Source organism: Acinetobacter sp. 24-47-47 (assembly GCF_057737035.1).
Genome location: NZ_CM173216.1, coordinates 2,517,028 through 2,535,097 on the forward strand (window position 1 = coordinate 2,517,028; position 18,070 = coordinate 2,535,097).

Annotated in this window: 13 protein-coding genes and 1 pseudogene; 4 read left to right on the top strand and 10 right to left on the bottom strand. The window is 35.3% G+C overall.

Translation table 11 applies throughout. From position 1 onward, the window contains the following. Window positions 1-84: 84 nt before the first annotated feature. From AC1M9E_RS11785 to AC1M9E_RS11800, 4 genes and pseudogenes are all read right to left on the bottom strand, one after another. On the bottom strand, window positions 85-447 hold the full coding sequence (locus AC1M9E_RS11785; RefSeq protein ID WP_488224809.1) for a hypothetical protein: 363 nt from the start codon (window positions 445-447) through the stop codon (window positions 85-87). Further along, window positions 447-4,130 (bottom strand): DUF637 domain-containing protein, encoded by a 3,684-nt coding sequence (locus AC1M9E_RS11790; protein WP_488224810.1) that lies wholly within the window; start codon window positions 4,128-4,130, stop codon window positions 447-449. The genes AC1M9E_RS11785 and AC1M9E_RS11790 overlap by 1 nt, the downstream gene beginning before the upstream one ends. Before the next feature lie 1,346 nt (window positions 4,131-5,476). Continuing rightward, window positions 5,477-6,610: pseudogene (locus AC1M9E_RS11795) on the bottom strand (two-partner secretion domain-containing protein); the annotation flags it as partial. Window positions 6,611-6,637: 27 nt separating this feature from the next. After that, window positions 6,638-8,377, bottom strand: coding sequence for a ShlB/FhaC/HecB family hemolysin secretion/activation protein (locus tag AC1M9E_RS11800; protein WP_488224811.1), 1,740 nt, complete (start codon window positions 8,375-8,377; stop codon window positions 6,638-6,640). A 171-nt stretch (window positions 8,378-8,548) separates the two neighbouring features. Between AC1M9E_RS11800 and AC1M9E_RS11805 the strand changes: the two genes are divergently transcribed. From AC1M9E_RS11805 to dusA, 4 genes are all read left to right on the top strand, one after another. Beyond that, window positions 8,549-8,950 (top strand): transposase family protein, encoded by a 402-nt coding sequence (locus AC1M9E_RS11805; RefSeq protein WP_488224812.1) that lies wholly within the window; start codon window positions 8,549-8,551, stop codon window positions 8,948-8,950. Then, a complete protein-coding gene (locus AC1M9E_RS11810) occupies window positions 8,892-9,203 on the top strand; it encodes a transposase (RefSeq protein WP_488224813.1) in 312 nt (103 codons plus the stop codon). The genes AC1M9E_RS11805 and AC1M9E_RS11810 overlap by 59 nt, the downstream gene beginning before the upstream one ends. A 49-nt stretch (window positions 9,204-9,252) precedes the next feature. After that, window positions 9,253-9,363 (top strand): hypothetical protein, encoded by a 111-nt coding sequence (locus AC1M9E_RS11815; protein ID WP_481595909.1) that lies wholly within the window; start codon window positions 9,253-9,255, stop codon window positions 9,361-9,363. 191 nt (window positions 9,364-9,554) lie between these two features. Further along, a complete protein-coding gene (dusA, locus tag AC1M9E_RS11820; RefSeq protein WP_481954838.1) occupies window positions 9,555-10,565 on the top strand; it encodes a tRNA dihydrouridine(20/20a) synthase DusA in 1,011 nt (336 codons plus the stop codon). A 55-nt stretch (window positions 10,566-10,620) separates the two neighbouring features. Here the strand turns inward: dusA and AC1M9E_RS11825 are convergent, their stop codons facing one another. From AC1M9E_RS11825 to AC1M9E_RS11850, 6 genes are all read right to left on the bottom strand, one after another. Beyond that, window positions 10,621-11,394 (bottom strand): tRNA threonylcarbamoyladenosine dehydratase, encoded by a 774-nt coding sequence (locus tag AC1M9E_RS11825; protein WP_481587568.1) that lies wholly within the window; start codon window positions 11,392-11,394, stop codon window positions 10,621-10,623. 67 nt (window positions 11,395-11,461) lie between these two features. Then, window positions 11,462-12,295: a TatD family hydrolase gene (locus AC1M9E_RS11830; RefSeq protein ID WP_481607846.1), complete on the bottom strand. Its 834-nt coding sequence runs from the start codon at window positions 12,293-12,295 to the stop codon at window positions 11,462-11,464. Between the two features lie 7 nt (window positions 12,296-12,302). After that, window positions 12,303-13,250, bottom strand: coding sequence for an RsiV family protein (locus AC1M9E_RS11835; protein WP_481597606.1), 948 nt, complete (start codon window positions 13,248-13,250; stop codon window positions 12,303-12,305). Between the two features lie 130 nt (window positions 13,251-13,380). Further along, entirely contained in the window at window positions 13,381-14,205 is an 825-nt protein-coding gene (locus AC1M9E_RS11840) for a hypothetical protein (protein ID WP_488224814.1), read from the bottom strand. A gap of 83 nt (window positions 14,206-14,288) precedes the next feature. Further along, complete coding sequence (locus tag AC1M9E_RS11845; RefSeq protein WP_035265298.1) at window positions 14,289-15,881, bottom strand: peptide chain release factor 3; 1,593 nt, start codon at window positions 15,879-15,881, stop codon at window positions 14,289-14,291. Window positions 15,882-16,001: 120 nt separating this feature from the next. Then, window positions 16,002-18,068 (bottom strand): putative bifunctional diguanylate cyclase/phosphodiesterase, encoded by a 2,067-nt coding sequence (locus AC1M9E_RS11850; protein ID WP_035265296.1) that lies wholly within the window; start codon window positions 18,066-18,068, stop codon window positions 16,002-16,004. Window positions 18,069-18,070: the final 2 nt, after the last annotated feature.

An 18,070-nucleotide genomic window follows, 5' to 3' on the forward strand; every position in this document is an offset into this window, starting at 1 on the left:
AGAAGCCTTAAGAATAGCTTTGTGCAACAAAGCCTTATTCATATAAAAAGATTTATATAACAAAGCCAAAACTTCTGATAATATTTAAATTAATATTGAAAATATCCAACCGCCTATAACATTGATATAAGAAAAAAAATACCATCTAATTTTAAGTAGATTTAATTCAAATAAAAAACTAAATATCCAAAAAAATATATTTAAAGCAAAACATATACAAAAATAAGTGAGAATTAATGTTAGTTCCCCAAAAAAAGAACTCTGATAGTGATCAAACAACAAGTCAATACTGAGTACAAATGGAAGCGAGCCAATTACAATATTCCAGTTCAATATCTTTTCTCTTTTCTCTTTTAATTGCCAACCAAAGAGAGTCAATGTAGACTGAAAAATAAAAAAATATGCCAAAATGAGTAAAAAGTCTCCTGGGTTTTTAAAACCGCTCATCATTTTGAAACCCCACATTTGGCTTCATAGCCCATATCCACACATCCTTTATCTATTCGATCTTGGACATTTAAAATATTCTCGATTTTTGCTTTACCTTGCATAATTAATCTTAATGGAGGTGCTAATTTAGAAACATATTTTTCATGAATAGATTGTAATGCAACCTGTTCATCTACCAAACGCTGGATACTCCATTGCTTTAAATCTATTGTTTGGTAATTTTGATAAACATTTTTAAAGTCTTCATACCCTAATTTCATAATGGCATCACCTGCTTCAGATCTCCATTGTGATAGTGTTGTTTGCGTACCGTATTCATTTTTAAACGCAGCAAGCACGGTCTGCAATGTACGATCATATTCCGCTCCCAAATTAAACATCAATCCAGATAAATCGTTTCTTGAAACTTGTTCTGCGGCAAGGAACCACTTCGCTCCTGTTTTTAGGTACATTGCACTAAAAAAATCAGCCCTTGTATCTATATCATTGACTGCTTTATAAAATGAATCAGGACTTTCGATAATTTTAGAAAGTATGAAATCTCTTGTACGTATCTGATCTATTTTTAATTTATTTAGTGCCGTTGATGTTGTTGGAGCTTTAGAATACCAAAAGTCGCTACTAGAATAGTCTAAAGCCACCTTTATCATTGAATTACATGCTGAGTACAAGGAGTTATTAGTACAGGTATCAATTAATGTTTGATCATTTTGTTTTGATAGAGTCATATATTCTTGCACAAGATTATCACGGCATGCCTCAGAGTCACTTTTCAAGCTACAACCGACATATTCCAGCTCATATATTGTTTTTTGTTTTGGATATAAAAAATTGTTTTTGACAGCAGTTTCTGCTGAGTTGGCTGCAATATTTACATCGTAGCCTGAATATGCTGATACAATTCCAGCTATTAATTTTGTAGTATCTATTACTTTCTTGTTATACTCATTTCTTTCTTGCCTTGACATATCTTTAATTTCTTTATTTCTCGGCACAAAATCTGCAGTAACTTCCCCTACGAAAGCACCCATAGCGCCTGCTTCACAACTTCTTTGAATTTCACCAGCTATGCAACCTGCGGCAGCATGAGCAAATTTATGAACTAAATAATTAACGTCCTCTAACGGTTTAATGTTTTGGGCTAATTCTCCCTGTAATGCTCCTGCCAATCCTGCTAATAATGCTTTTTCAAGATTATCTTTTAAGTCTCCACCATTTACAGCAGTCTGAACTAATGTTGAGCCAATAGAGTTGGTGAAGTTTTGAATTAAACGATCAGAAAACAACAAAGGATTTGGTTTTATATTTAATATAGTTCCAACTTCACTTAGTAAACCAGCCGTGACAACGGATGTAACTAATCCTTTAATAGATTCATTACTACCAAGATCTTTTAAGGTTTTACTTATATCCCCACCATTATTGATAAGGCTTACGCTCGTTTGTGAAGCTATGGTTGCTACTGCAGCTTTTGTTGCTGCACCACCTCCAAATGTACTAGCTGCTGCTGTTCCTGCACCAGAGGTTAAAGATGCGACAATTAACACAACAAGAGCAGCCCCAGGTCCGGTTAGACCTTGAGACTTATAATCCCATTCTTGTTGAGTTAGAATTACCTTATTCCAGTTAACATCATCTCTTTTAACCAGCTCGTTTAAATATTCATTACCAGGTTTATTTGCAAGTTTGATAATTTCTTCTTTAATTTGAACCTTATGTTGATCTTTTTCTCCAATTGGAATCTGTACTTCCATACCACCTTCTGCTTTAAAGGTTGAAGGAGTCGGTCCATTAAAACTAGGAAGTTTTGCGGTTTCTGTGATTGAGCCTTTGTCTTGCATTGATTGCCAAACAACTGAGTTACTTTCTTTTTTAAGTGTCTCCTCGATTCTAGTTGAAGCACCTTCTAAAATAATTTTTTTACCCGCTTCAATAACAGCACCATCAAGATATTGAAATTCTGTTCCTACAAGGCGTGTATCAAAACCGGATTTAACGCCAATATAATTTGCTTCTAAATAAGATGGCACTTCAGAAATTATATTACTTGTTCTAGTTACTTTAGAATCATTATATTTAATGCCTACGAATGAGCTTTTCTTAGTAATATCATTAGTAGTAAGTGAAATATCATTTGCTGTTAAAAAATTAATATCTCCACTAGCCCGTATGTTTATTTTTTTAGCATTATTATTTAGTGAAATATTAGACAGTACAGTTGAGTAGAAATCAATACTATTTCTTTCAGTTACTGGTAAATTTTCTGTGTTGACTCCAGAACTCAAAATATTAATATTATTTGCATAAATGTTAACTGAATCTCCTTGAGATTTCTCACTTGTATTAAGTGTTGTAGTTACTGTTTTCTTTCCATACCATTTTCTTTTTGTTTCAATTTTTTTACTTTTATCATATTTATGCTTTACCGCTACATCAAATATGATATTTTTATTACTTTCGATGTTCACATCTCCATTATATGATGATAGTAAAGCACCTTGTAATATTAAATTATTATTAAAACTATCACCTTTAGTTTTAATAAATATTCCATTATTCCCATTAATGTATGAGTTCCTTAATGGACTGAACCAAAGGTAGTTATCATCTGAAAGTAGACCTTGTTCATAGTAATCATATAGAGAATCAATAATAATACTAGACTTCAATTTCCCTTGTTTAACGCTACTTAAATTATTATTATACTTACCGCTTATTTCATGTTCAAAATCCTCTAGAACACCCTTAGCCTCAATATCAATATAACCATTAAATGAGTTTAATTCGGATCCACTTATGGCTACCCCTTGATTAGATATTAACTTAATATCGCCCTTTCGGCTTAGCAATATTGATCCTAAATTTTGTACGCCAGTAAAATTACCACTATTTAAATTATTCAAAACATCTTTATAATAATTTTTTTCAGAAGAATTTTTAGTATTTTCATATACAAAATCTGGATAATTTAACAAAATATAATTATTCAGTTTATACAATCCATCATTTATATACTCCTCTAACTCAGTTGGAGTTTTTATATTTTCAGAACCATCCTGAAGATACTGAAAAGCAATAGCATTAAATTTTTCTACAAAATCTTTATAACCTGGTGAATTAGATAACTCTTGATCTTTTATTTTTATTTTTTGAAGTATATTTTCAATAATATTTATACTACCTTTTATATTATTTCTAACACCTGAAACAATCAAATCATTTCTTGTTGACAATATAGATATATCTCCTAATGAATTAAATTTACTCCCCTGAATTTCTATTTTCTCACCTTGCAGGGTAATACTACCATTTTCTGTTTTTAAATCAACCACTTTCTCGGAACCGCTTCCATTATCTCCACCATAACCTATAAATTTTAACTCACCATTTTTTGAAATAATTTCAATGTCACCAACCGCACTTAATTGGTGTTTTTTGGGATCTATTATTAGCGTATTATTACTTTGAATAGCCAAATCACCATTAGCACTATTCAAATTTAAATCATTTTTTAAGAAATTACTACCAGTAGAATTCAATACTACTTTATAAGGAACATTAAATGATTCCCCAACTTCAACTAAAACAGCACCTCCTATAGTTTCTAAATCTAGGGCATTTATACTTTTATCACTAATGATTGAGATAATTCCAGGGGATGTTATTTTATTTTTTTTCAAATCAAATTGATTATTAGGCTCACTAAGTACTATAGGGCTTTCAAATGTAATATTTTTTTTGATTTTAGAGCGACGTGCTGCTGCGAATCAATAATAACCTCCTGAAATTTCAAGTTTTCTGGAGAGAATAATTCTATATTTCCCTTTGATTTAATATTAATTTTATTAAGATTCGTATTACCGTTACTTTGTATTTTAATATTTCCTTCTTTAGACTTTAATTCAGTTGAACTTAAATCAATTTTAGACTCAGTTGATGCAATAATGATATCCTTGTTAGCATTAATTTTAATTGGCGTGACATTAGAATCACTAAAACTAGATTCTCCAAAATCTACGTGCCCTTGTGCTATTATGGAAACTTTCCCCTGCGTTGAATCTATATCTAGATTTTCAGATTTGATATCACCTTTTAAGGATACAATATTTATATCATTTTTAGATTGAATTTTACTATTCAATTTTAAATTTTTACCATGAATATCGAAATTATCTCCCACATCAAAACCTCCGCTATTAATATTAATCCCACTATCCGACCTTAAACTAACACCCCCTGAAATAGTAGAATCAACCGTACTATCCCAAATTATTTTTTTTAATGCTTCAACATTTAAATTTTTTAAAGATGTTGAGTTACTATTTAAATCTAGATCTTCTATTTTTAATACACCTTTGCTATATACATTTAAATTCGCATTATTTGCACTAACTCTAACTCCTTTAAGTATTGTATCTGTTTGCAATCTGTTATTTTCAACTCTAAAATCTTTTGAAATATTTCCAGCTTGATCTATAGTATTAATAATAAAGTAAGGAGATTCAGAATTAAACTCTACAGGTGATGCTCCACTTTTATCTATTATGCCAGTATAAAATATATTATCTTCCGAATCTCTTATTCTTAATGTTGAGCCAGCTTCACTCTTTATATTAAATTTTAAAGGTATCCATTTTTCATTTTCATTATCAAAACTAAAAATATCAATATTGTTGTTTATTGTTGATAGGTTGCTATCTAAAATTTCAGATTTATTTTGAGAACTTAGATATAACCCATTGGATCCATGTATAGTACTATTGTTCTGAATTTTAATGTCTTTATTTGAGATGAGTTCTAAATTTTTATTACTTTTAATGATTGATTCACCATTGATAAAAACATCTCCTGAATTAATATAGGTATTGCCAGATATATTTTCTATTTTTGATTTTTTTGTTAATTCTGTATTTTTTTCTGAATTTATATAAATATCTCCTTCACTATTTTTATTGCTTTTTTCAATATAACCACCATTCATTAAAAAATTATTGCTTGAATTTAATAGGATATTATTATTTGCAATAATAGAGCCTTTGTTAACAATATCGGCAGCCTCAAGTGTATTGATACTTAATAAACTATTTTGAGGATTGGTATTCTTTATCGTCCCTTTATTTTCAATTTTACCTGAACTGGTAATGACCAAATTCTGAAGCGATTGAATCGTTCCTGCGTTACTTACCCCTAGGCCTTTTTCAGTACCGACAATAAAAATATTGTTCGCATACATTCCACCCAATGCTTTGACATCTAATGCAAAAGTAGGGCTCGTACTCTCAGGATTATTCGATTTAATTTCGCTTAAATTATCACTAATATTATTTGAACCCGTAATCACCTGAAGATCTTGATTGGCATGTACTTGAGCATTCAGCTCTACTGCTTTGGCATAGATATCGACATAATCTGCATTATTGTTATTACCACCAAGACCTAAGCTATTTTCAGTTGCATTAACATTGATTTTACCTTGACCAATGACAAACTGTTTAATACTTCCATCTTCATTTAGTTGTGGTTTCCCTGTCGTAAAAATGGCTTGATTGGCATTAATAAAACCACCGCCTTGAATATTAATTCCCGATGGATTGGCAATTATCACATCTGCGCGTTGTCCTGCAACTTCTAAATTCCCTTCAAAACGAGAAGCAGCAGCAGAATTTACTTCATTTAAAATGACACGAGCTTCACCTGTTTGCAGATATGGATTAGCTTCAACTTTTCCAACAATAACTGAACCTGCGCCATTACGGCTGTTATTCAACACAACACCAGGTTGTAATACATCAAACCGATTATAAACGTTGTGAGAAACACCATTTTTTGGGGTTTGAATATTAATGACAGGTACATTTTGACCTTGTTGATTTTTTCCTACACCTATAACGGCTCTTTGGTGAGCCGATGCAGCAGGATCTGCCTGTATTTGTGCATATACAGGGGAAAACATCATAAATAAGCTTATCGAAGCGACAATACTTTTGACTTGCCATAATTGATGAAATGATTTTGAATCATGTATTTCACTAGAAGCATTTATTTGATTTGAATTGGTGCTTTGTCCTGCTGCTTTTGTTTGACTTTTAATATTTTCAGCAACAGCAATAAACATATTTTTTGATTTGCTGAAAATTACGCGATAACGATTTTTATTCATTTTTTTAAAATCCTAAGTATTTTTTGATTAATATGAAAAATTTAAGCTAAAGCCTGTAACCCACTCTTTTTTTATAATCTCAGGTGCTTCCAGACCATGCCCCACAAAGGCATCTAAATAGATGCCTTTGAAATAACTTCTAAGACCCAATACGCTACCTATTAAATGGCGCTTTCCAGAATAACTATTACGACCATTTACCCAACCCTGATCTATGCCTGCATAAAATTGTGTGGAAGGAATATAAGAGGTATTCCAACTCAATTCTTGTTGTACGTAATGACCGTTATCTCCTGACAACATCAGCACATCATCAAAACCTCGAACACTATATCGTCCACCAATATAAAAGCGGTCTTGGGGAACTAGAATTTTAGGTGCAACTTGTCCTCGCCAATTTAATCGGTATTGAACAGGATGGTCTAAGATAGTAAAGGGTTGAGAGTAACGAATATCAGCACTCCAAATTGGAGCGCGTGCGTAACCCTCAACAGGTAATGGGTTGTTATAAATATCAACGATTTTTTCTTCTGGCGCTGCTTGCGCTCCTAGTGCGCCTGTACCGCGTCGATAATCAATTTTTAAATCAACGAGTGCATTGCCTAGATATTGTCGATGTTGAAGGCCAGCATTCCATCCGGCCGTTTCTCTGCGTTGAACACCTACTTCTAGGTTTTGAATAAAATTTTGATTTTCTTTATGGTAACCCTTGGTATAAAAATTGGTTTTATGATGTGCACCACGACTGATCATGCGTGAAAGAGAGAGATTACTTTGTTTGGTTTTACCACTATATAAAATAGGTTTATCGAAACCCGCTACTTGTTGTTCATAATTATATTCATTGTAAGTAGCAGATAGTTCATAATTTTTTAATGGAAAAGAGTAGTTTGCATAAAAGCTTTCATTAAAATTTTTATCCCAGTTATCTAAGGAGTGGCTCAAATTGACATTAAGGACATCATTCAAACCTAATGGATTATTGAGTGTTATACCCAAAGATCCAATATATTCTCCTGTATTTTTAGAACCTGAATTATCAACATTCAAATTCAATCCAATTTTTTTATAAGGCCTAGAGGTCAAGATAAGATCGCTATAGCCAATCATTTCTGTACCATCATCAGATACTGCTGGCTCTATTTTGATATCAACATCGCGATTAGTGACTCGTTTTAAATTTTCTAAACCTTGATCGATCTTTTTTAAATTTAAGATTTCATTTTTTTTAAATGGCAAAGCACTCCATATTTCTCTTTTAGATATCGATTGATCTTTGGAGATTATTTGATTAATTCGACCGATGTGAATATTTAAAACTAAATGACCTTGAGTCAAATCTTGTGGATTGACGACAACTTGAGTTGTAATCAGTCCCTTCTTGATCAGCTCATTTTGAGCATATTTAAAAATATTTTGAAGGCTTTGAGTGCCAATACATTGTCCAATTATAAAATTTGGTTGATTTAAAGCATAAATTAAATCATTAAAAATATTATATTTTTCACTTTGAAGTGGATCATTAATAATAATGTGAAGTTTTTTTATTTCAAAACATAGTTCATCTAGTACGACAACATTTTGACGACTTATTATATTTAACTTTTTCTGTGGAGCTAAAATTATAGTCTCATCTTTAAGCTTTTTTTCTAATTCGCTAATTCTTTGTACTTGTCGCACGTCTTCTTGAACTAATTTATCTTCCTGTGCAGCAAAAATAGGCGAAGCAAATGAAGCAAATGAAGCAAGTAGAATTATTTTATACATTTAGTGTTTTTTTGTGTTAAATACATCACAAATTTAGGTTATTTTGAGTTTTTTATCAAGTATGATGTTATAAAAACTTAACAATAGATCTCTTTCATAAATCAAAAAACGATCTATCCCTTGCTGACTATTTGTACCGAATAATCTTAAATATTCATGCATAATTTGCGAATGAAATACATCGACTCCAAGAAGCTTTCTGAAACACAGTTTAAGCGATATACAGGCATCTCATGGTCAACCTTTGATTTAATGGCTGAACAGCTAAATATGCTTGTACCTGCTAAAGGTAGACCATCTAAGTTAAGTGTAGAAGATCAAATCCTTCTGTGCTTAAGTTATTGGCGTGAATATCGAACATTGTTTCATGTCGCAACGAGTTATGGTGTGTTAGAGCTTACTGCTTTAAGAATCGTCCGCCACGTAGAAGATTGCGTGATCAAGTCTAATCTATTTAATTTACCCAAGGGTTTGGCTGAAGGCGAAGGTATCGATTGGAATGTGGTGATCGTAGATGCCACAGAAATTCCAATTCAAAGTCCTAAAAAAACAGAAGAAATGCTATGGTGGTAAGAAGAAGGCACATACTTTTAAAGTAGAAGCCATTATCCATTATAGAACACAGCAAGTTCTGAGTTTATGCACGAGTCGTGGTGCTGTACATGATTTCGAGCTTTTCAAACGTAACCTGAATCAAATTCTTAAAGGGTCTTTTATCCTTTCAGATAAAGGCTATCAAGGGATTTATACGGTGTATCCAAATAGTCTATTGCCATTAAAAGCAAAAAAGCGCTGTAAACTACATCCTGTAGCTAAAACTTTATAACCAAGAAATCAATAAAAGAAGAATTGGGATTGAGCATGTATTTGGGACTTTGAAGACCTTCAAAATCCTTGCTGAGCGATATCGCAACCGTGGCAAAAGATTGGGATTAAGATTCAGTTTAATCGCAGGGATTTATAATTTAGAACTGAGTAAAAAATGATTTATGAAAGAACCCTTATAATTAATTTTTTTAAATTAATCTAATTTTGTAGTTAAATTAAATTTTGAGTAGGCTTGTAGAAATATTCAAACTAGCATTCTATTAGCAACATCTGATCAACACTATCGAATTTAAGCTTGAAGACGTATAATCGCCTGCTCTCTTATTCGTCTTCAAGATTAGGTTTTCTTATGTCGTCGATCCAATCCTTACAGCCTCGAATTTCCGTCGCACCCATGATGGATTGGACGACCCGTGATTACCGCTTTTTTGCACGTCTATTCAATCCAAATATCATCATGTACACCGAGATGGTGACCACAGGCGCAATTTTATTTGGCGATGCAGCCCGTCATTTAGATTACAGCAAAGAAGAACACCCTATTGTGTTACAGCTTGGTGGATCAAATCCTAAAGACCTCGCAACCTGTTCTAAAATGGCTCAAGATTGGGGCTATGATGAAATCAATTTAAATGTTGGTTGCCCTAGTGATCGTGTTCAAAACAATAAAATTGGTGCTTGCCTCATGGCTGAGCCTGAGCTGGTTGCTGAATGTATTGCTGAAATGCAAAATGCAGTTGATATTCCCGTCACGGTAAAACACCGAATCGGCATCGATGATATGCAATCGTATGAGGAGATGCTGCATTTTGTCGATACCGTTGCAAAAACGGGATGTCAAAATTTTATCGTGCATGCACGCATTGCTTTACTACAAGGTTTGTCACCAAAAGAGAATCGAGACATTCCGCCTTTACGTTATGAAGATGTCTATCGTCTAAAGCAAGATCGCCCAGAACTATTGATCGAAATCAATGGTGGGATCAAAACATTTGCTGAAACTCAACAACACTTACAACATGTGGATGGTGTCATGATTGGTCGCGAGGCTTATCACAATCCTTATCTACTGGCTGAACTAGGACAATTATGGAATTTGTCAGCACCTGACCGTTTTGAGATCATGCAGGAAATGATGCCATATATTGCAAAACGTTTAGCTGATGGTGCGCCACTATCAGTGATTACACGTCATATTTTAGGCTTATTTCAAAACCTTCCTGGTGCACGAAAATGGCGTCAAGCCCTGAGTGGCGGTAACGCGAAAACATTAAAAGATATTGAAAATGCCTTAATCGGTATGCAACAAGCCATTCAAAGACATGCTGAACAAGAAAGCTTAAAAATCAATGCTGAATAAACAAATAACATCAGTAAAAAGGTCTCTTGATAGAGACCTTTTTTGATAATCACTTTTAGGCTTGTTTTGCTTGAATCGAATCTAATCGTTTTAACACTTCAGCCACAGCTACCATTGCAAAACTTGATGTCACCACCACGGCTGAACCATAACCACCACATCTTAACCCAGCACTCGCACAAACATCAGCATTCGAAAAAGGATTATCCACCGAATAAATACAGGTGATACCGAACTTCTCTTTCGGCTTTTTACAGATACCTTTTGAGCGTAACTGACTTCTTAATTTTGCCAGCATCGGGTCGTATTCTGTTTTTGACAAATCTGCGACCCGAATTTTGAGTGGATCTAACTTACCACCAGCACCACCAGATACAATCAAGGGGACTTTATTGAAACGACAATGTAGCATCAATGCGAGTTTTGCTTTGACATCATCAATGCAATCCAACACAACATCTGGATTTGAACTCAAAATCTCCGTTACATTTTCAGGCGTTAGATAATCATCAATTAAATTGATTTTTATACGTGGATTGATTTGGCGACAACGCTCTGCCATCACTTCAATTTTTTCATGACCTAATGTTGATGTCATCGCAGGTAACTGACGATTAATATTTGATGCTGCAACAGAATCCATATCCACTAATGTGAGCTCGCCCAAACCTGTTCTAGCCAAAGCTTCGACAGCCCAAGAGCCAACACCGCCAATACCGATCACCATGACATGACTGTTTTCATAATGCTGAAAATTTTCTTCGCCATAAATTTTGGCTACACCGGTAAAACGGCGTTCATATTCATCATCATGAACTAAGTCAGTCATATTGCTCTAACACTATTTGGAAAAGGCGTATTTTAGCAAAACTTCAGAGGAATAGAGAGTTTTGAACTCACGACAATTTCAGTTCATTTTTTAAGTTGAGTGCAGACACACTATTCTCCCAAACACGTTGCGCAATGTCTTCGACTCTCGTATTTAGACTATGTGCCAAACCATCTAAAACATAAATTAAATTCTGTGGGGTATTACGGGTACGGTGTTCAGTTGAAGCTTGACAACATAATGGCGTCATATCAGGACAGTCTGTTTCAATGACCAGATGTTCAATGCCAACATACTGAACTATTTGGTGTAATTTTTTAGCATTGGGATTGGTAATCTGTCCCGTGACCCCTAACTTAAATCCAAGTTGAATAAATGCCTTTGCTTCTTCTACCCCTCCACTAAATGCGTGGGCGATACCTCCCTGAACAAATTGCTTTGCTTTTAACAGTCTTAATACTTCAGCATGAGATTTACGAATATGTAACAGCACAGGAAGCTTAAATTGTTGAGCCAAATCGAGTTGTTGCGCAAAAAAATCCTGTTGCTTAGCGAAAACTTCCGACTGCTTATGTTGCTTGAGAAAAGTATCTAAACCAATTTCACCAACGGCGATGCATTGTTGTACTTCAAGAATTTTTTTTAAATCGTCTAGATGATGAGGCTGATGTTGTTCGATATAAAAAGGATGTAGACCAGGAGCGAGATAACTCCTCGGTGCCTGATCTAAACCATTTAACCAATGGTGTGTTTCAATCAGTGTATGAAAGCGTTGGTGTTGAAACCCGATCAATACAAGGGCATCCACTCCCTTCTGTTTAGCTTGATACGCAAGTTGCTCACGATCGAAGTCAAAAACTTCTACATCAAAGTGCGTATGCGTATCAAACAAACGTGGCATGGGCATGTTATTTTGCTTCACCTGCAGCTTGAGGTACAGCAACTTGAACCGCAGGATGAACAGCTTCCAGCATTTCAGGTTTAATCACACCCTCTAGCTTTTCATAAGGAATCGTGAGTCTTGGCAAACCCACCACATAAGGACCAATTTCATATTCACCGTATTGAAGAATTAAACCCTTTTTACCCAAATAATAGTTATCAGTGAGTTTAAATTTCCAAGCCTCTTCATACTCTTCAACGTTATCTGCTAACTGCGAATCTATGACCCATTTTTTAAATTCTTCATGGGCCAATTGATTTAATTTATTCTTTTGGTCTTTCACTAAAATTTGATCCAGTGACACTTGTTTCTGCTGTTTCAAATCAAAATTAAAGTAAGTTTGTGAAGAAGAACCATGTGCACCTCCTAAATAGTTACTCGTATTCAATACGACGGTTGCAAGTGGTCCTTGTGAATTTAAAATTTTAGGACTAATACTCAAACTAATTTGATGTCCAACCCCCAAGTGCTTTAACTCTTTATCTAAACCCACAAAGTTATCAATATAGGGCTGAATCTGCTCTGCAAGTAACTGCGCTGCAGTTTTATATTCAACAACTTCACTTGCGGCTTGAGTATCTTTGTCTTTAGACAGCGTCTGCTCAGGTTCGAACAACTCTAGCGTTTCTTGTAAATTTTTGATAATCGCTTGATCAATCAAGCCATCTAACACAAATTGATTCGTTCTTAATCGATCAATTGAAATTTCTGGACAATTGTTACCATCACATTCTACCAACCGAACAGGCACTTTTTCAGTTTCACCCTGAAGCATGAGTATCTGAACTTCCGATGCTGCTTGAGTTTGAGTGTCAGGTGACTCTTTAGGCCCGTCCCCTTTTGGCTGACATGCGCTCAGCGTAATTGCGGCAGTAAGTACAGATACAGTCCAAACTATTTTATTTTTTAACATCTCACAACCTTGAGGAGAAACGGTCATTTATCATTGATTTAAGCCTAACCCGATGAAATTGATAGCTCAAGCTTCGTTTGTATGGGTTTAACTGCAATTGTATATGCTACATTACAATATTTGTAATATTTCAAAACATCTTTTGGAAGATCTGCGGCACAACTACTTGCTTAGTTTGAGCATGATTCAAATAGATATCCAATTGCTCACCACCTTTGACAATTTCGTTCGCGCGAATATGAACACCAATCCCTTCACCATCAAAGAACCACTCCTGATTTTTCCAGCTAAGATTCACTGGAGCGATACTTCTCACTTCACTACTCTGGGCCTTTAACCATTTTTGATAGGACAACTGAAGTATTCTTTCAAAATCATTTATTTGGTTCTTTCGAATCACATCCTGCAACTGTAAAACTTTTTTCTGCTTTCGATCCAATACCAGAAAGTAACCACGATCTTTAACGATCACTTCAGCTTGTTTTGAGTTTACGATGAATTGTATCAACACATATTGATTTCGTTGGGTGGCGACTTGCGTCAGTATATCCAACTCATAAGGCTGATTCAGTGAAAACTCCTTCATCCATGATTCAGATCGACTTATATAGGTTTCGATGGATTGATCCAAACTCAATTTTTCTTTTTCATTGATTTGATCTTGAATCACAAAAGCCAAATGGTTGTTAAGTTGTTGATAGACCCACTGATCTGCGGTTTTTAGACTTAAAATTTCAATTTTTTCGCAGACCGATTTTGTACAATTTTCGCTCTTTATTTCAACTTGAAACGCGTCATCATTTAAGTAAGGTAACACATCAGCGTTTTTAACTTGGGCAGACTGCCCTGACTTTTGTGTCGTAGACTCTGGTTGTTTTTCACAAGATGCCACCCCAATGACTAAAGTAGCAAGAAGAATACGCAATCGTTTTTTTTGTAAGTTTAGAGTAATCACAAGAATCAACCGAAATTAAAGCATTGGTTATTCTTATACAAAAACAGCTTCACGAGGAAGCTGTTTTACATTTTCAAGCAAAATTAATGTTCACGTGTATTACGGAAAACAATATCAGGATAACGCTCTTGCATTAATTGTAAATTGACACGGCTAGGTGCTAAGTACGTTAAATGCCCACCACCATCAACTGAAAGTTGGTCATGTGCTTTTTTCTTAAATTCATTAAATTTTTTCTCATCTGGACATGAAACCCAACGAACAGTGTTAATGCTCACAGGCTCGTAAATACAATCTACTTTGTATTCTTCTTTTAAACGATAAGCAACAACTTCGAATTGAAGAACACCCACAGCACCGACAATAAGATCATTACTGTTTTGTGGCATAAATACTTGAGTTGCACCTTCCTCTGAAAGCTCTTTTAAACCTTTTTGAAGTTGCTTTGATTTCAAAGGATCTTTTAAACGAACACGGCGGAACATTTCAGGAGCGAAGTGAGGAATACCTGTGAATTGCAAGTTTTCACCCGAAGTGAAAGTATCGCCGATTTGAATCGTACCATGGTTATGTAAACCAATAATGTCACCTGGCCATGCCTCTTCTAAATGCTGACGATCACCTGCCAAGAACGTTAATGCATCTGAAATACGCACATCTTTCCCAATACGCACATGCTTCATTTTCAAGCCTTTTTCATATTTGCCTGAACAGATACGCATGAAAGCAATACGATCGCGGTGTTTAGGGTCCATATTAGCTTGAATTTTAAAGACAAAACCAGAGAAACCCTCTTCAGTCGCTTCAACTTTACGGTCTTGGGTAGGATGTGCTTTTGGTGGTGGTGCATATTCACTAAATGCATTCAAGACATGGTCTACACCAAAGTTACCCAACGCTGTACCAAACAATACTGGAGTTTGACGCCCTGCTAAGAATTCTTCACGATCAAGCGGTTCATTTGCCATTTGAACTAATTCTAGTGACTCTTCAAATGCAGCCCAAGCTAATTCACCGACTTTTTCACGAAGGTCAGCATGGTCATAACCGTCACGAATTTCAATATCTGTAATGGTTGAACCAAAACCTGCTTTATAGACATAGAATTTTTCTTCGATCAGATTAAAAACACCCGCGAAGTCACGGCCTGTACCTAAAGGCCAAGTTAAAGGTACGCATTTAATTTTCAGGACATTTTCGATTTCGTCGAGGAGCTCAAGCGGCTCACGGATTTCACGGTCCATTTTGTTGACGAATGAAATAATTGGTGTGTCACGCATACGACACACGTCCATTAACTTAATAGTACGATCTTCGACACCTTTCGCACCATCAATCACCATCAACGCTGAGTCTACGGCTGTAAGGGTGCGATATGTATCTTCAGAGAAATCTTCATGCCCCGGTGTATCGAGCAGGTTGATCATTTTGTCTTTATAAGGGAACTGCATCACAGAGGTCGTGATCGAGATACCACGCTCTTTTTCCATTTCCATCCAATCTGATGTCGCAGCACGGTCAGATTTACGGCTTTTTACCATACCTGCAACTTGGATCGCTTGCCCCCACAACAATAACTTTTCCGTCATTGTGGTTTTACCCGCATCGGGGTGGGAAATAATGGCAAATGTACGTCGCTGAGCAACTTGCTCCGCTAACTCTTGCTTAAAGCTCATGAATAACACCTACTGCAGACATGCAGTTTAGAAGATCAAAAAAGATCAAAATAAAAATTGGCGATATTGTAGCAGATCAATACCGAATGTGAATGTGATGAATCAGAAACTGACCAGAAGTTAATAGTTCTTAAATGTGCTTTCTAAACGATCCACAGGTAATGGCATACCCAATAAATAGCCTTGTAATTGCTGACAACCTAAACGTTTTAAGATATCGGCTTGTTTTTGAGTTTCAACGCCTTCAGCTGTCACCACCAAACCTAAACGTTTAGCCAATACAATAATACTTTCTAAGATAATTTCATCTTTAGTATTGGGTGAAAGATTTCGAATAAATTCACGGTCAATTTTAAGCTCATCTACCGGGAGATTCTTTAAATATAAGAAGCTAGAATGACCAGTTCCAAAATCATCAATCGCAAGCCCAATCCCCAAATTACGTAGGCTCTCAAAAGTACGAATACTGACATCGATATGATGCATTGCTGTCGATTCAGTAATCTCAATAATTAAATGGGCTGGATCGATCTGGTATTGCGTGATTAAACATCTTAATGTATCTACCAGCGCTTTATGTTCAAATTGTACAGCTGATAAATTTACAGCGATCGGACAGAAAGGCAATTTCTTTTTTTGCCAAGCTTGAATCTGTATACACGCTTGTTCAAGAGCCCAGTAGCCCATTTTAATAATAAGACCTGTTTGCTCCGCACCCTCAATAAACATATTTGGTGCTAGAAGTCCTAGACTTGGATGCTTCCAACGAATTAAAGCTTCAACGCCACAAATTTTAAAATCTGCTGTGAATTTCGGCTGATAAAATAAAATGAATTGTTGTTCTTCAACAGCACGATACAAATCATTAATAAGTTTTGATTGGCTACGTGCGATTTCTTGTTGATCTAATGAATAGTTAAACACACTGTAAGTATTGCGACCTTGCTCTTTGGACATCAGCATTGCAGCATCAGCATTCACCAACAAATCATGTAAATCAGCACCATGATCTGGATAATAGACCACACCTAAACTTGCTGAGATATTGATTTCCTTCCCAGAAATCACAAAGCCTTCTTGGATTTTACTCAATACTAGATTGGCAACTTGATCAATTTGGTCTGTAGAAAAGTCTTCAACAACCAATAAAAACTCATCACCACCAATACGAATTAATTTTTGGTTTTTTTCGAGTAATGCATGAAGTCGATGCGCTAAATTCACTAAAAGCTGATCACCAATATGATGTCCAAAAGCATCATTCACTGCCTTGAAACGATCCAAATCAATATAAATGAATGCAACTTTATGATCTTTAGATTGGTGAAGTGAAAATAATGAAGTGGTGTAATCAAGCAAAAAAAGTCGATTTGGAAGTTTGGTCAAATTATCTTGAAGAGCAAGACTTTCCAATTCCTTATTCATTTTGATTAGTTGTTGATTTCGTTCTTCAAGTCGTAATTCTAAAATAGCGACAAAAAAACTGACCACTAAAACCAAGCAGGTGACAAATATAATGACAAAAAGTAATAAACCTTGACCTTCATGGAGTTGATTCAATGCTGCATATTTGGCATCCACGGGTTGGAAAGTCGCAGCCGCCATACCAATATAATGCATTCCCACAATACTAAAAGCGATCATGAATGCCACGGCAAGCTTGAAAGCCAATTTATTGTGATAGGTACGCTTATATTTAAACATCAGCCAGAATGACAATCCTGAACCACATACAGCAATCAGTACAGAAAAAATCACCAAAATGGTGTCATAACGAATAATGTAGTTGGGAACGATCAATCCCGCCATTCCAGTATAGTGCATACCTGAAATACCGAAACCCATCAGAAGTGCACCCAAAACCAATCTAGCCAAAGGAAGTGTAGATCTAGTCGTGAGCCATATGGCAAAAATTGAAGCGAGAGCTGCGATCACATAAGAGAATAGCGTTAAACCTATATCGAAACTATGATCTTCGGGTAAATGACAAGCCAGCATTCCAACAAAATGCATGACCCAAATCGCAAGACCAAATATCATGCCACTTACACCGAGCAGCACTTTTTGACCAACTGGGTTTTTGTGGGTACTAATGAGTTGTTCAAATGAAATAGCAATAAAGCAGACGATCACTGCCGCCACAGCAGAACCCGCCACCATTGCATAATCGTAACTCATATGAATCATAT

Bases quoted from the DNA above. Each gene is read 5' to 3' on its own strand.
- AC1M9E_RS11785 (WP_488224809.1), bottom strand. From the start codon at position 447: ATGAGCGGTTTTAAAAACCCAGGAGACTTTTTACTCATTTTGGCATAT.
- AC1M9E_RS11800 (WP_488224811.1), bottom strand. From the start codon at position 8,377: ATGTATAAAATAATTCTACTTGCTTCATTTGCTTCATTTGCTTCGCCT.
- AC1M9E_RS11805 (WP_488224812.1), top strand. From the start codon at position 8,549: ATGAAATACATCGACTCCAAGAAGCTTTCTGAAACACAGTTTAAGCGA.
- AC1M9E_RS11810 (WP_488224813.1), top strand. From the start codon at position 8,892: ATGCCACAGAAATTCCAATTCAAAGTCCTAAAAAAACAGAAGAAATGC.
- dusA (WP_481954838.1), top strand. From the start codon at position 9,555: ATGTCGTCGATCCAATCCTTACAGCCTCGAATTTCCGTCGCACCCATG.
- AC1M9E_RS11825 (WP_481587568.1), bottom strand. From the start codon at position 11,394: ATGACTGACTTAGTTCATGATGATGAATATGAACGCCGTTTTACCGGT.
- AC1M9E_RS11830 (WP_481607846.1), bottom strand. From the start codon at position 12,295: ATGCCACGTTTGTTTGATACGCATACGCACTTTGATGTAGAAGTTTTT.
- AC1M9E_RS11835 (WP_481597606.1), bottom strand. From the start codon at position 13,250: ATGTTAAAAAATAAAATAGTTTGGACTGTATCTGTACTTACTGCCGCA.
- AC1M9E_RS11845 (WP_035265298.1), bottom strand. From the start codon at position 15,881: ATGAGCTTTAAGCAAGAGTTAGCGGAGCAAGTTGCTCAGCGACGTACA.
- AC1M9E_RS11850 (WP_035265296.1), bottom strand. From the start codon at position 18,068: ATGATTCATATGAGTTACGATTATGCAATGGTGGCGGGTTCTGCTGTG.